The organism is Gluconacetobacter diazotrophicus PA1 5 (assembly GCF_000067045.1).
Taxonomy (GTDB): Bacteria; Pseudomonadota; Alphaproteobacteria; order Acetobacterales; family Acetobacteraceae; genus Gluconacetobacter; species Gluconacetobacter diazotrophicus.
Window position 1 is genome coordinate 698,500 of the sequence record NC_010125.1, and the last position, 12,842, is coordinate 711,341.

The 12,842-nt window shown below is 68.1% G+C and carries 13 protein-coding genes and 2 tRNA genes; 10 read left to right on the plus strand and 5 right to left on the minus strand.

Annotated elements, in window-relative coordinates:
* Positions 1–2: 2 nt before the first annotated feature.
* A complete protein-coding gene (locus tag GDI_RS03260; RefSeq protein ID WP_012553711.1) occupies positions 3–656 on the plus strand; it encodes a PqiC family protein in 654 nt (217 codons plus the stop codon).
* A gap of 99 nt (positions 657–755) precedes the next feature.
* Here GDI_RS03260 and nusG read toward each other — a convergent pair whose 3' ends face one another.
* The 3 genes from nusG to GDI_RS03275 all read right to left on the minus strand — a co-directional run bounded on the left by nusG (position 756) and on the right by GDI_RS03275 (position 1,694).
* Positions 756–1,286, minus strand: coding sequence for a transcription termination/antitermination protein NusG (gene nusG, locus GDI_RS03265; RefSeq protein ID WP_012223275.1), 531 nt, complete (start codon positions 1,284–1,286; stop codon positions 756–758).
* Between the two features lie 10 nt (positions 1,287–1,296).
* A complete protein-coding gene (secE, locus tag GDI_RS03270; RefSeq protein WP_041249264.1) occupies positions 1,297–1,491 on the minus strand; it encodes a preprotein translocase subunit SecE in 195 nt (64 codons plus the stop codon).
* Positions 1,492–1,617: 126 nt separating this feature from the next.
* A tRNA-Trp gene (locus GDI_RS03275) sits at positions 1,618–1,694 on the minus strand.
* A gap of 225 nt (positions 1,695–1,919) precedes the next feature.
* Between GDI_RS03275 and GDI_RS03280 the strand changes: the two genes are divergently transcribed.
* Together GDI_RS03280 and GDI_RS03285 are read left to right on the plus strand one after the other, a co-directional pair.
* Positions 1,920–1,993 (plus strand) — tRNA-Gly (locus GDI_RS03280).
* A gap of 138 nt (positions 1,994–2,131) precedes the next feature.
* Positions 2,132–3,658, plus strand: coding sequence for an MFS transporter (locus GDI_RS03285; RefSeq protein ID WP_041249265.1), 1,527 nt, complete (start codon positions 2,132–2,134; stop codon positions 3,656–3,658).
* On the opposite strand, the gene GDI_RS03290 is transcribed toward GDI_RS03285, so the two are convergent.
* Positions 3,625–4,410, minus strand: a complete 786-nt coding sequence (locus tag GDI_RS03290) for an SDR family oxidoreductase (RefSeq protein WP_012223281.1) — start codon at positions 4,408–4,410, stop codon at positions 3,625–3,627. The genes GDI_RS03285 and GDI_RS03290 overlap by 34 nt on opposite strands.
* Positions 4,411–4,567: 157 nt before the next feature.
* Here GDI_RS03290 and GDI_RS03295 point away from each other — a divergent pair, with 157 nt between their 5' ends.
* The 6 genes from GDI_RS03295 (at position 4,568) to atpC (ending at position 10,953) form a co-directional block, all read left to right on the plus strand.
* Positions 4,568–5,725, plus strand: a complete 1,158-nt coding sequence (locus GDI_RS03295) for a LacI family DNA-binding transcriptional regulator (protein ID WP_231854206.1) — start codon at positions 4,568–4,570, stop codon at positions 5,723–5,725.
* A gap of 224 nt (positions 5,726–5,949) precedes the next feature.
* Positions 5,950–6,546: an ATP synthase F1 subunit delta gene (gene atpH, locus GDI_RS03300; RefSeq protein ID WP_012223285.1), complete on the plus strand. Its 597-nt coding sequence runs from the start codon at positions 5,950–5,952 to the stop codon at positions 6,544–6,546.
* Positions 6,546–8,084: a F0F1 ATP synthase subunit alpha gene (gene atpA, locus GDI_RS03305; RefSeq protein WP_041249266.1), complete on the plus strand. Its 1,539-nt coding sequence runs from the start codon at positions 6,546–6,548 to the stop codon at positions 8,082–8,084. Before atpH ends, atpA begins: the two co-directional genes overlap by 1 nt.
* Before the next feature lie 16 nt (positions 8,085–8,100).
* Entirely contained in the window at positions 8,101–8,982 is an 882-nt protein-coding gene (locus tag GDI_RS03310) for a F0F1 ATP synthase subunit gamma (RefSeq protein WP_012223289.1), read from the plus strand.
* 35 nt (positions 8,983–9,017) lie between these two features.
* Positions 9,018–10,499 (plus strand): F0F1 ATP synthase subunit beta, encoded by a 1,482-nt coding sequence (gene atpD, locus GDI_RS03315; RefSeq protein WP_012223291.1) that lies wholly within the window; start codon positions 9,018–9,020, stop codon positions 10,497–10,499.
* A gap of 31 nt (positions 10,500–10,530) precedes the next feature.
* Positions 10,531–10,953, plus strand: a complete 423-nt coding sequence (gene atpC / locus GDI_RS03320; RefSeq protein WP_012553706.1) for an ATP synthase F1 subunit epsilon — start codon at positions 10,531–10,533, stop codon at positions 10,951–10,953.
* 86 nt (positions 10,954–11,039) lie between these two features.
* On the opposite strand, the gene queF is transcribed toward atpC, so the two are convergent.
* Complete coding sequence (gene queF, locus GDI_RS03325) at positions 11,040–11,519, minus strand: preQ(1) synthase (RefSeq protein WP_012223295.1); 480 nt, start codon at positions 11,517–11,519, stop codon at positions 11,040–11,042.
* 106 nt (positions 11,520–11,625) lie between these two features.
* On the opposite strand from queF, the gene rnd reads away from it, so the two are divergent.
* Positions 11,626–12,807, plus strand: coding sequence for a ribonuclease D (gene rnd, locus GDI_RS03330; protein ID WP_012223297.1), 1,182 nt, complete (start codon positions 11,626–11,628; stop codon positions 12,805–12,807).
* The last annotated feature ends 35 nt before the right edge of the window (positions 12,808–12,842 follow it).

Sequence of the window (12,842 nt, forward strand, 5' to 3'; positions counted from 1 at the left end):
TGATGAGCCTGCCAGGACACGCACCCAAGCCTGCTGCCTCGCGCCGGGGACTCCTCCGGGGCGGGCTGGGCCTGTTGACGGTGGCGGCCGCCGGGCCGCTGGGCGCCTGTTCGTCGGACCCCGCGTTCTATGCGCTCGCCCCATGGCCCGGCGCGGCGCAGGGCGGCGCCCCGATGGTGATCGAGGTCCGGACCCCCAACGTGGCCGTATCGCTGGATCGTGACCGGATCGTGCGGAGCGATGGCGATTACCGCGTGCGCCTGGCCGACGGCGCGGCGTGGAGCGAATCGCTGCCTGGCATGATCGCCCATGTCCTGACCGCCGATCTGCAGCAGCGCCTGCCCGGCAGCACGGTCTTCGCCCAGAACGATGCCGTGGCGGCGCCGGCGCAGGCCGCCGTCGAACTGACGGTGACGCGCTTTGCCCGTGACGCCGCCGGTCAGGCGGTGCTGGGCGGCAGCCTGGCGGTCCATCGGGTCGGTACAGGCGGTGCGGGAGAGGGTGGGGCGGCATCCAGCGTGCTGGCGCTCGCCCTGTCGCCACAGGGATCGGATACGGGCAGCCTGGTGGCGGCGCTCAGTACCCTGCTGGGTCAGGTGGCCGACCAGGCGGCGGCGCAGTTGCGCGTGCTGGGGCCCGTGCCCCCGCCGGCCTGACGACATGGCCGGGCACTGCCCGGCCCCCTTTGAACGTTCACCACGAAAAAGGGCGCCTTGCGGCGCCCTGCTTCGTTTCCAATCCCGATTCGCGGTGGATCAGAGCTTCTCGACCTGGCTGTATTCCAGGTCCACCGGCGTCGAGCGACCGAAGATCGAGACGCTGACCTTGAGGCGCGCCTTGTCCTCGTCCACTTCCTCGATCGTGCCGTTGAACGAGGTGAACGGCCCATCGGACACGCGGACCTGCTCGCCGATCTCGAAGGTGATGGAGGGGCGGGGGCGTTCCACGCCTTCCTGCGCCTGCTTCATGATCCGGTCGGCCTCGGCGCCGGAAATCGGCGAGGGACGGGTCTTGCTGCCCAGGAAGCCGGTCACCTTCGGCGTATCCTTGACCAGATGCCAGGCCTCGTCGGTCAGCTCCATGTTGACCAGGACGTAGCCGGGGAAGAACTTCCGCTCGGCGCTGACCTTCTGGCCGCGCCGGACCTCGACCACTTCCTCGGAAGGAACCAGCACGTCACCAAAATGGTCGGACAGGCCCTTCTGCGCGGCCTGCTCCTTGATGTGCTGGGCGATCTTCTTTTCGAAGCCTGAATAGACGTGAACGACGTACCAACGTTTTGCCATGGTCCGGCCCTCAGCCTCCAAGCCCAAAGAGTTCCCGTACGCCCAGGCCGATGATCTGGTCGACGACAAAGAAAAACACCGACGTCATGGCGGCCATGGCCAGAACCGCGCCCGTCGTCACCAGCGTGGCGCGACGCGTGGGCCATGTGACCTTGCCCGCTTCGGCGCGGACGTCTTGCACAAATTTCGCGGGACTGACCGACACGAAACACCCTTCTTGTAACACCACGCCACCGTCCATCCGGAAAGGGCGGACGGGGCCGAAAATCACCTCAACTGCATGTCGGGGCGCCACCTTTGCCCGGACGGAACAGATCCGACCGGGGCGGTCTGGCAGGGGTGGAGGGTCTCGAACCCGCAACCTCCGGTTTTGGAGACCGGCGCTCTAGCCAATTGAGCTACACCCCTGCATGCCGCCTTCGGCGCCGACCAAGAAATAGCGGAAAGCTGGTTTCTTGGCCACCCGTGCGAACCCGGCGCAGGCAGCGGAAAAAAGTATGACCGGGCGGCAAAGTCAAGGGGGGCCGATGCAATTCCCTGCCGCGACGGGCCGGAACCCGCGAACCGGCATGACGACACCGGCAGGCGGGACTTGCCGCGCGGCCGGGTTCGGCGTTATGAACGTCGCCATGGGCGGGCGTAGCATAGTGGTAATGCAGTAGCCTTCCAAGCTTCTGAGGAGGGTTCGATTCCCTTCGCCCGCTCCATCTCCCCGCTGCTTTTTTCCAGAAAATCGATTCGATCCGGCTCCGGACCGGCGTGATCGCATCCGCGTGACCGGGCTGCTCGTGACTGGACTGTTCGTGACTGGGCGGCCGACGGCGGGATTCCTATTGTCGCGGGGCATGACCGACCTGTCCCCCCATCCCGCTCTGCGTTCCGATCTTCGTCCGGGCCTGGTGCTGGCCACCTGTTGCCTCAGCCTGCTGCTGGTGATGATGGACGTGACCATCGTCAATGTCGCGCTGCCGTCGATTCGCGCGGCGCTGGGCGGGCGGTTTTCGAACCTGCAATGGGTGGTGGACGCCTACACGCTGGTCGTGGCCACCCTGCTGGTCCTGGCGGGGTCGACGGCCGACCGGATCGGCCGGCGCCGCGTCTTCGTCACGGGAATCGCGATCTTCTGCCTGGGGTCGGCGCTGTGCGGCCTGGCGCCCAGCGCGCGGGCCCTGGTGATGGCGCGCGCGTTCCAGGGGCTGGGCGGCGCGATGCTGAATCCCGTGGCGCTGTCGATCATCGCCAATGTCTTCGTCACCCCCGTGGCCCGGGCGCGGGCGATCGGCATGTGGGGCGGCATGTCGGGGCTGGCACTGGCGCTGGGGCCGCTGGCGGGCGGCGTGCTGACCACGCTGGCCGGCTGGCGGGCCGTGTTCTGGGTCAACCTGCCGATCGGACTGGTGGCGATGGTCCTCAGCCTGCGCTTCATTCCCGAATCGCGGGCGGCGCGGGTACGGCCGATCGACGTGCCGGCGCAGGTGCTGATCGCCCTGGTCCTGGCGGCGACGACCGCGGCACTGATCGAAGCCCGCAACTACGGCTGGGGCGCCCCGGCCATCCAGGCGACGCTCGCCCTCGCGGCGATGGGGATGGTGGCGCTGGTCGTGGTGGAACGCCGGCGGGCGCAGCCGCTGCTGGATCTGCGCTTCTTCCGTGCCCTGCCGTTCACCGGGGCGATCCTGATCGCGATCTGCGCCTTCGCGATCTTCAGTTCCTTCCTGTTCCTGAACACGCTGTACCTGCAGGACGTGCGCGGCCTGTCCGCCCTGCGGGCCGGGCTGTACACGCTGCCTTTCGCCATGGGGGTGATGGCCTGCGCGCCGCTGTCGGGCCGCATCGTGGGGGCGCACGGCGCGCGGTTGCCGCTGCTGCTGTCGGCGCTGGGGCTGGGGGGCGGGGCGATATTGCTGACCGGTCTGACGGCGACCACACCGCCCGCGGTGCTGCTGGCCGCCTACGGCCTGTGCGGCTGTGGATTCGGCCTGTGCAACGCGCCGATCACCAATGCGGCGGTTTCGGGCATGCCGCGCGACCAGGCGGGGCTGGCGGCGGCCCTGGCCTCGACCAGCCGGCAGATCGGCGCCCTGCTGGGGATCGCGGCATCGGGGGCGATGACGGCATCGGTCATGTCCGCCCCGGTCCAGCCGGCGCCGCTGTCATCAGCGGGCGCCGTCGTCGCGTACATGGCACTGCTGCCGGCGGCCAGCCATCGGGTCTGGTGGACCATCGTCGTCCTGGCCTGCGGCATCGCCGGCCTGGGCGTGGTGTCGACGGGCGCGCGCGCCCGGCGCAGCGCGCAGACGGTCCGCGCGCTGTTCGATGACGGGCCGCAGGCGTCCGGTTACAGGACGGACAGCACCCCGCCATCGACATAAAGCGTCTGGCCGTTGACGAAGGACGACGCGTCGGACGCCAGGAAGACCGCCGCGCCCTGCAGTTCCTCCACCCGGCCCCAGCGCCCGGCCGGCGTGCGCTTCTGCAGCCAGGCATTGAAGTCCGGGTCTTCGACCAGCGCGCGGTTCAGCGGCGTCTCGAAATAGCCGGGGCCGATGGCGTTGATCTGCAGCCCGTGCCGGGCCCAGTCGGCGCACATGCCCTTGGTCAGGTTCTTCACCGCGCCCTTGCTGGCGGTGTAGGGGGCGATTCCCGGCCGGGCCAGTTCGCACTGCACGCTGCCGATATTGATGATCTTGCCCTTGCCGCGCGGGATCATGTGCCGGGCCACCGCCGTGCCGACGAAGAAGACGCTGTCCAGGTTCGTGCGCATCAGCTCCGACCAGTCCTCGGGCGAAAACGTGTCCAGCGGCGCGCGGCGCTGAATGCCGGCATTGTTGACCAGGATGCGGATCGGGCCGTCGGCCTCCTCGATCCGCCGCACCCCGTCCTCGACCGCCGCGCGGTCGGTTACGTCGAACGCACGGGCCAGGATCGTGCGCGTCGCGCCGTCAGGCGCCGTGTCGCGCAGGTGTGTGGCGGCGGCCTCCAGCCGGGCGGCGTCACGCCCGTTCAGGATGACATGAGCCCCCGCGTCGGCCAGACCGGCAGCGATTGCCAGGCCGATTCCGCCGCTGGAGCCGGTGACGAGCGCCAGGCGTCCGGTCAGGTCGAAGAGGGGGTTGGAAGGCATGATGGACGATTCCCGTTTCTGTTCTTGAGATTAAGCGGCCAACGGGACAGGAACATGGCGGCATTGTCCATATTTCCGGCGCCGCTTTGGCCGGCGCGGGACTATAAGTTTCCGTGAACGACGGGCCCGGGGCGAGCGGGAAGGGTGTGAAACGGGCATGACAGGCAGGCGGACGACAGGAACAGGCCCGACGGCTGGGCCGGAGGTGCCGGGGCAGGAAGGGCCAGGGCAGGGGATGCCGGAACACGCGATATCCGAGGCACGGCCGCGTGCCGCCCGGCCCACCATCATGGATGTCTCGGCGCGGGCGGGGGTGTCGCGCATGACGGTCTCCCGCGCCTTGCGGACGCCGGACCTGGTCCGCGAGGACACGCGGCGGGCCATCGAACGCGCCATTGCCGACCTGGGCTATGTGCCCGACCGGGCGGCCGAGGCCCTGTCGACCCGCCGCAGCGGTTTCGTCGGGCTGGTGGTGCCGACCCTGACCAACACCAATTTCGCCGATGCGGCGCGGGGGCTGACGGACATCATCCGCCGCGACGGGTACGAATTGCTGATTGGGTATACCGATTATGACGAAAACGCAATGCTGCGCCACGTGCGCGACATGCTGGGCCGCCGGGCGGAGGCCCTGATCCTGCCGGCCGGTCCGCGCGGGCCGGCGTTACGGGGCATGCTGGCGTCGGAAACCATTCCCATCGTACAGATGGCGGGCCTGGCCGGCCGGCCGGTCCATCGCATGGTCGGCTATTCGAACCGCGAGGCCGGGCGCATGGCCGCACACCACCTGATCGCGCTGGGCCATACGCGCATCGGTGCCCTGGGGGCGGAGGGTGACGGCCTGTCCTGCGATCATCGCGGCGGCGAGCGGCTGGCGGGCTTCGCCGAGGCCCTGCGTGAGGCCGGATTGTCCGACGCGCTTGTGCTGCGCATGGGCAATCCGCCGATTTCCTTTACCCATGGCGCGCAGGCCATGGGGCATCTGCTGAACCGGGAACCGGACGTGCAGGCGGTGTTCGCGGTGTCCGACCTGGTGGGGGTCGGCGCGCTGATGGAATGCCACCGAAGGGGCGTGCGCGTTCCGCAGGATATATCGCTGATCGGGTTCGGCGGGTTCGAGGTCGGCCGCCAGATGGTGCCCGCCCTGACCACGGTCGCGGTCGATTTCCGCGCGATGGGCGAACGGACGGGGCGCATGGTGCTGGACCTGCTGGCCGGCCGCCCCGGGGTGCCCCGCATCGTCGATCTGGGCGTGGCGCTGGTCGAACGCGAAACGACGGCCTTCCGTCCGTCCGCGCTGTCCATCACCGCCTGAAGGACCGCGGGCCGAACAGGCGCCCGCGCGCCCGCTGCAATGGCGGTGCCAACGGCGGAGCGGAAGGCGTTGCCAGGCGCGCGGGACCGCGTCATTGTCCCATCAGGCTTGTTGCGTGGGGCGGGGCGGCATGCTAGACGCCCCGCCAACGATGGACAGGACATGAAACGGCGGACAGGACCGATTCCGGGGCCGCCGCACGTCATAATGTTCAGGATCTTGGGATGGAAAGGCCGACCGTGGTTTCGGGTGGAACGACAACAATATCGATCGCCTCCGTCGCCAATGGCCTTCCGGGTCGTTACGCAACGGCACTCTATGAACTGGCCGCCGACCGGTGGCTGCTGAACGAGGTCCTGCCCCAGGCCGAGGCCCTGCGCGGCCTGATCGACGGCAACGCCGATTTCCGGGCCCTTCTGAGCGACCGCACCCTCGACATCAAGGACATCACCCGCGCGCTGCTGGCGGTGCTCGATGCCCAGGGGTTCGGCGCAACCATCCGCCATTTCGTGGGCGTCATCGCCCGCAACCGCCGCCTGTCCCAGCTGCCGGCCATCCTCGACGCGCTGCGGGCGATCGCCGCCGCCAAGCGCGGGGAAGAGGTGGCTGAAGTTGTCTCGGCCCAGCCCCTGACGGACTTGCAGCGCGTCCAGCTTCAAAGCCGCCTCGCCGAGGCCGGCTATTCCAGGGTCAACATTCAGGAGCGTGTCGATGCGGCGCTGCTGGGCGGCCTGGTCGTGCGCGTCGGCGCGCGCCTGTACGACACCAGCCTCCGGTCCCGCCTGACCCGCCTGCACCACGCCATGAAGGGAGCCGCGTGATGGAAATCCGCCCCGCCGAGATTTCGGATATCCTCAAGCAGCAGATCGCCACGTTCGACACGCCGGTTGATATTGCCGAGACGGGCACGATCCTGTCGGTCGGCGACGGCATCGCCCGCGTCTACGGCCTGCAGAACGTGCAGGCCGGCGAAATGGTCGAATTCCCGGGATCGGGCCAGCGCGGCATGGCGCTGAACCTGGAAAACGACAATGTCGGCGTCGTGATCTTCGGCGATGACGCCGACATGCGCGAAGGCGACACCGTCTCGCGCACCGGCGCGGTGGTCGAGGTCCCGACCGGCAAGGCCCTGCTGGGCCGCGTGGTCGACGGCCTGGGCAACCCGATCGACGGCAAGGGACCGCTGGTCGGCGACGTCGTCATGAAGCGCGCCGACGTCAAGGCGCCCGGCATCATGCCGCGCCAGTCGGTCGGCGAGCCGATGCAGACCGGAATCAAGGCGATCGACGCCCTGGTGCCCATCGGACGCGGCCAGCGCGAACTGATCATCGGCGACCGCCAGACCGGCAAGACGGCCATCCTGATCGACACCATCGTCGCGCAGAAGTCGGTCAACGCCCTGGGCGACGACAAGAAGTCGCTGTACTGCATCTATGTCGCCATCGGCCAGAAGCGCTCGACGGTGGCCCAGCTGGTCCGCACGCTGGAGGAAACCGGCGCGATGGAATATTCCATCGTCGTCGCCGCCACCGCGTCCGACCCGGCGCCGATGCAGTACCTGGCCCCGTACGCCGCCTGCGCCATGGGCGAATATTTCCGCGACAACGGCATGCATGCCCTGATCGTGTATGACGACCTGTCCAAGCAGGCCGTGGCCTATCGCCAGATGTCGCTGCTGCTGCGCCGCCCGCCGGGCCGCGAGGCCTATCCGGGCGATGTGTTTTACCTGCATTCCCGCCTGCTGGAACGCGCGGCGAAGATGTCGGATGAATACGGCGCGGGTTCGCTGACGGCGCTGCCGGTCATCGAAACCCAGGCCGGCGACGTTTCGGCCTATATCCCGACCAACGTGATCTCGATCACCGACGGCCAGGTGTTCCTGGAAACCGACCTGTTCTATCGCGGCATCCGCCCGGCGGTGAATGTCGGCGGTTCGGTGTCGCGCGTCGGCTCGGCCGCGCAGATCAAGGCGATGAAGCAGGTCGCCGGCAAGATCAAGCTGGAACTGGCGCAGTACCGCGAAATGGCGGCGTTCTCGCAGTTCGCGTCCGACCTCGATCCCGCCACGCAGAAGCAGCTTGCGCGCGGCGCGCGGCTGGTCGAACTGCTGAAGCAGCCCGAAACCTCGCCCCTCGCGGTCGAGGAGCAGGTGTGCGTCCTGTTCGCGGGCACTCGCGGCTTCATTGACGCGGTGCCGGTGGACAAGGTGAGCAGCTACGAGCGCCAGCTGCTGGCCGAACTGCACACCGGCGGCAAGGAAATCCTGGAATCGATCCGCACTGAGCGGCAGATCACCAAGGATAATGAAACGCGCCTGACCGACTTCCTGACGAGCTTCGGCCGTCAGTTCGCGGGCTGAAGGCGGACAGGCACCCATGGCATCCCTCAAGGACCTTCGCGCGCGGATCGGCAGCGTCAAATCGACGAGGAAGATCACCAGCGCCATGAAGATGGTGGCGGCGGCCAAGCTGCGCCGGGCCCAGGGCCGGGCAGAGGCCGCACGCCCCTATGCGGCGGCGATGCGCAGGATGCTCGCGGAACTGGGCGCCAGCGTCCGCAATGAAGCCGGCCTGCCGCAGCTTCTGGCCGGGACGGGGAAGGACAAGGTCCATCTCCTGATCCCAATGACCAGCGACCGTGGACTGGCCGGCGCATTCAACGCCAACATCAACCGCACGACGCGCGACCTGATCCGCCGCCTGCAGGCCGAGGGCAAGACGATTCGCCTGCTGCCCACCGGCCGCAAGGGGTACGAATTCCTGATGCGGGAATTCTCCGACCTGATCGTGGATCATGTCCACGGGTCGGGCGGCAAGGAGGTTCCGTTCTCGGCGGCGGCCGAACTGGGCGAACGGCTGACCGCTATGCTGGAAAAGGGCGAATTCGACGTCTGCACGGTGGTCTATAACCGCTTCAACAACGTCATGTCGCAGACGCCGACCGAGATGCAGCTGATTCCGCTGGCCGTGCCGGCGAACGACACGGTTGCCTCGGGCGAGCGTGCCAGCTACGAATTCGAACCGGGCGAGGAGCAGTTGCTGTCCAGCCTGTTGCCGCGCAATCTGCAGGTCCAGCTTTACGCGACCATGCTGGAAAGCGCCGCGGGCGAACAGGGCGCGCGCATGACGGCCATGGACAACGCGACGCGCAACGCGGGCAAGGCCATCGACCGGCTGACCCTGACCTACAACCGTACCCGCCAGACCAACATCACCAACGAACTGATCGAGATCATTTCGGGCGCCCAGGCCGTCTGAATTTGATCCGGTCCCCTCGTCGCAGGAGCTGACCCATGTCGGAAACCACACAGAACGAGGCTCCTGTCGCAGCGCAGGGCGCCTCGCAGCACAGCAACATCGTCGGGCGCGTGACGCAGGTGCGCGGCGCCGTCGTCGACGTGCAGTTCGAGGGCACGCTGCCGCACATCCTCGATGCACTGCACGTGACCTTCAACGGCCAGACCGTGGTGCTGGAAGTCGCCCAGGAAATCGGCGAGCATGAAGTACGCTGCATCGCCATGGACACGACCGACGGCCTGATGCGCGGGACCGAAGTCGTGGCGACCGGCGGCCAGATCACGGTTCCCGTCGGCCCCGGCACGCTGGGCCGCATCCTGAACGTGATCGGCGAGCCGATCGACGAGCGCGGCCCGGTGAAGTCCGACAAGCGCTATCCGATCCATCGCAAGGCCCCGTCCTTCGACGAGCAGGCCGCCGCGACCGAGATCCTGGTCACGGGCATCAAGGTCGTCGACCTGCTGTGCCCGTACCTGAAGGGCGGCAAGGTCGGCCTGTTCGGCGGCGCCGGCGTGGGCAAGACCGTCATCATCCAGGAACTGATCAACAACATCGCCAAGGCCCATGGCGGCGTGTCGGTGTTCGCGGGCGTCGGCGAGCGCACGCGCGAAGGCAACGACCTGTATTACGAAATGCAGGATGCCGGCGTGATCAAGCTGGGCGAGGACACGACCGAGGGCTCGAAGGTGGCGCTGGTCTACGGCCAGATGAACGAGCCGCCGGGCGCGCGTGCGCGCATCGCGCTGTCGGGCCTGTCCCTGGCCGAGTATTTCCGTGACGAGGAAGGCCAGGACGTTCTGTTCTTCGTCGATAACATCTTCCGCTTCACGCAGGCGGGCGCCGAGGTCTCGGCCCTGCTGGGCCGTATCCCCTCCGCCGTGGGCTACCAGCCGACGCTGGCGACCGAAATGGGCGCGCTGCAGGAGCGTATCACCTCGACGAAGAAGGGATCGATCACCTCGGTGCAGGCCGTCTACGTTCCGGCCGACGATCTGACCGACCCGGCGCCGGCCGCGACCTTCGCCCATCTGGACGCGACGACGGTGCTGAACCGCTCGATCGCGGAAATGGGCATCTACCCCGCCGTCGATCCGCTGGATTCCACCTCGCGCTCGCTGGACCCCAAGATCGTGGGCGAGGAGCATTACCAGGTGGCCCGCGACGTGCAGCGTATCCTGCAGACCTACAAGTCGCTGCAGGACATCATCGCGATCCTGGGCATGGACGAACTGTCCGAGGACGACAAGCAGGTGGTGGCGCGTGCCCGCCGCATCCAGCGCTTCCTGTCGCAGCCCTTCCACGTGGCCGAAGTCTTCACCGGCGCGCCGGGCAAGCTGGTGTCGCTGGAAGACACGGTGCGTTCGTTCAAGGCGATCGTGGCCGGCGAATACGACCATCTGCCGGAAGGCGCGTTCTACATGGTCGGATCGATCGAGGAAGCGGTGGCCAAGGCCGAGAAGATGAAGGAAACGGCCTGACCGGCCCGATCCCGCGCAAGGAAGTCAGTTGATGCCGATTAAGGTCGAGATCGTCAGCCCCGAGAAGGTCCTCTTCTCGCGCGCGGTCGACATGGCGCTGATCCCGGGCCTGGAGGGCGATATCGCCGCCATGCCCGACCATGCGCCGATGATGCTGCTGCTGCGCGGTGGTGTCGTCGAACTGCATCAGGACGGGGCGGTGACGGACCGGTTCTTCGTGGCCGGCGGCTTCGCCGACATGACGGAGACAAGCTGCACCATCCTGGCCGACCAGGCGACCGCGCTGTCCGACCTGTCGGTCGAGGCGGCCCAGGCCCGTCTGGCGGAACTGGAAGCCTCGTACGACAAGGCCGACAAGATGAACGTGCCGGTGCTGGACCTGCTGATGGCCAAGATGCAGTCGGCCCGCGCGGAAATCGAAGCGGCGGGCGGCCCAGCGGTCCAGGGCGCGTAACCGCCCCCGTTTGACGCAAGACGATGGCAGCACCCTTCGGGGTGCTGTTTTCGTTTGGGGTTCGTAGAGGCCGCTTCAAAAATCCTTCAGCCCCGCCCGCGATATCCCGGCACGTCCTGCGCCGGAATCCACACGCCCTCGGGTGCCGGCCCGGTCTGCCAGAACACGTCGATCGGCATGCCGCCGCGCGGGTACCAGTACGCCCCGATCCGCAGCCAGACCGGTGACAGCAGATCGACCAGCGTGGTCGCGATCTGGATCGAGCACGCTTCGTGGAAGGCGCCATGGTTGCGGAAGCTGGTCAGGAACAGCTTCAGCGACTTGCTCTCGACGATCCACTGGTCGGGGATGTAGTCGATGACCAGATGCGCGAAATCCGGCTGCCCCGTCACCGGACACAGCGAGGTGAATTCCGGGGCGGTGAACCGGACCACGTAGCGACGTCCGGGATGCGGCGCGGGCACGCGCTCCAGCGTCGCGTCTTCCGGGCGGGCGGGTTGGATCGTGGCCTGGCCCAGCTGGGTCAGGGTCTGGCTGCCATCGTCCGGGCGGGTGGGTGCGCTCACGTCTCGTATCCTTGCGCTTGGGGGTAGGGGGGTGATGTCAGAGCGGGACCGCCGCCGTCAAGCGCCGGGTCTTCGCACCGACCGTGGCCCATGATAACAGGACGGAATGGCGCGCACATCCAAAGCGGGTTTTCCCGATCCGGTCCTGATTACCACCACTGAAGACCTGACGGGGGTCGTCGAACGCCTGCGGCGCGAGCCGTTCGTTTCGATCGATACCGAATTTGTCCGCGAACGGACCTACTGGCCCGAACTGTGCCTGGTACAACTGGCCGGCCAGGACGAGGTCGTGGTGGTGGACACGCTGGCCCCGGGCATCGACCTGGCCCCGCTGGGGGTCCTGCTGGACGACCCGGAGGTCGTCAAGGTCTTCCACGCGGCGCGGCAGGATTTGGAAATCTTCCTGTACCTCTTTGGTCATTTGCCGGCCGCCCTGTTCGATACCCAGGTCGCGGCGATGGTCGCGGGGTTCGGCGACCAGGTGGGGTACGACAATCTGGTCGCCTCGCTGACCGGCGCGCATATCGACAAGGCGCACCGGTTTTCCGACTGGTCGGCGCGCCCCCTGTCCGAGGCGCAGATCGCCTACGCCGCCGCCGACGTCACGCATCTGCGGACGGTCTATCAATTGCTGCTCGAACGGCTGGAGCGCGAGGGCCGGCTGGACTGGGTGGCGTCCGACCTGGCCGTCCTGTCCGATCCCGCGACCTTCCGCCCCGATCCCGAAACCCTGTGGGAGCGGATGCGGCCCCGGACCTCGAACCGGCGCATGTTGGGCGTGCTGCGGGCCATTACCGCGTGGCGCGAGCGCGAGGCCCAGCGGGTGAACGTTCCGCGCCAGCGGCTGCTGAAGGATGAAAGCCTGCTGGAAATCGCGGCCACCGCCCCGGCGGATGTCGATGCCCTGGCCCGCATTCGCGGCGTGTCGCGCGGCTTCGCCGAAGGCAAGAGCGGCACCGGCATCCTCGAAGCCGTGGCGGCCGCCCGGGCGCTGCCCGACGGCGCCCTGCCGCGCCAGCAGAAGGGCAAGGAGGGGCCCCGCCCGTCGCCGGCGCTGGTCGCCCTGCTGAAGGTCCTGCTGGCTGCCTGCTGCGAGGAACATGACGTGGCGCCGCGGCTGGTCGCCTCGTCCGAGGACCTGGACCGCCTGGCGCTGGAGCCCGAGCCCGACCTGCCGCTGCTGCAGGGATGGCGCCGCACGGTGTTCGGTGACGAAGCCCTGGCCCTGAAGGACGGCCGGATGCTGCTGGGGGTCGATGGCACCCGCGTCAAGCGCATTCCCGCCTGACAGGTCGCGCACCTGTTTTACAGGGGTTGCGAACA

What these genes read in the sequence shown, in the direction of transcription:
- GDI_RS03295 (WP_231854206.1), top strand. Translation starts at nt 4,568, where the DNA reads ATGACAGGCAGGCGGACGACAGGAACAGGCCCGACGGCTGGGCCGGAG.
- nusG (WP_012223275.1), bottom strand. Translation starts at nt 1,286, where the DNA reads ATGGCAAAACGTTGGTACGTCGTTCACGTCTATTCAGGCTTCGAAAAG.
- atpC (WP_012553706.1), top strand. Translation starts at nt 10,531, where the DNA reads ATGCCGATTAAGGTCGAGATCGTCAGCCCCGAGAAGGTCCTCTTCTCG.
- GDI_RS03310 (WP_012223289.1), top strand. Translation starts at nt 8,101, where the DNA reads ATGGCATCCCTCAAGGACCTTCGCGCGCGGATCGGCAGCGTCAAATCG.
- GDI_RS03260 (WP_012553711.1), top strand. Translation starts at nt 3, where the DNA reads ATGAGCCTGCCAGGACACGCACCCAAGCCTGCTGCCTCGCGCCGGGGA.
- atpD (WP_012223291.1), top strand. Translation starts at nt 9,018, where the DNA reads ATGTCGGAAACCACACAGAACGAGGCTCCTGTCGCAGCGCAGGGCGCC.
- atpA (WP_041249266.1), top strand. Translation starts at nt 6,546, where the DNA reads ATGGAAATCCGCCCCGCCGAGATTTCGGATATCCTCAAGCAGCAGATC.
- GDI_RS03285 (WP_041249265.1), top strand. Translation starts at nt 2,132, where the DNA reads ATGACCGACCTGTCCCCCCATCCCGCTCTGCGTTCCGATCTTCGTCCG.
- atpH (WP_012223285.1), top strand. Translation starts at nt 5,950, where the DNA reads ATGGAAAGGCCGACCGTGGTTTCGGGTGGAACGACAACAATATCGATC.
- GDI_RS03290 (WP_012223281.1), bottom strand. Translation starts at nt 4,410, where the DNA reads ATGCCTTCCAACCCCCTCTTCGACCTGACCGGACGCCTGGCGCTCGTC.
- rnd (WP_012223297.1), top strand. Translation starts at nt 11,626, where the DNA reads ATGGCGCGCACATCCAAAGCGGGTTTTCCCGATCCGGTCCTGATTACC.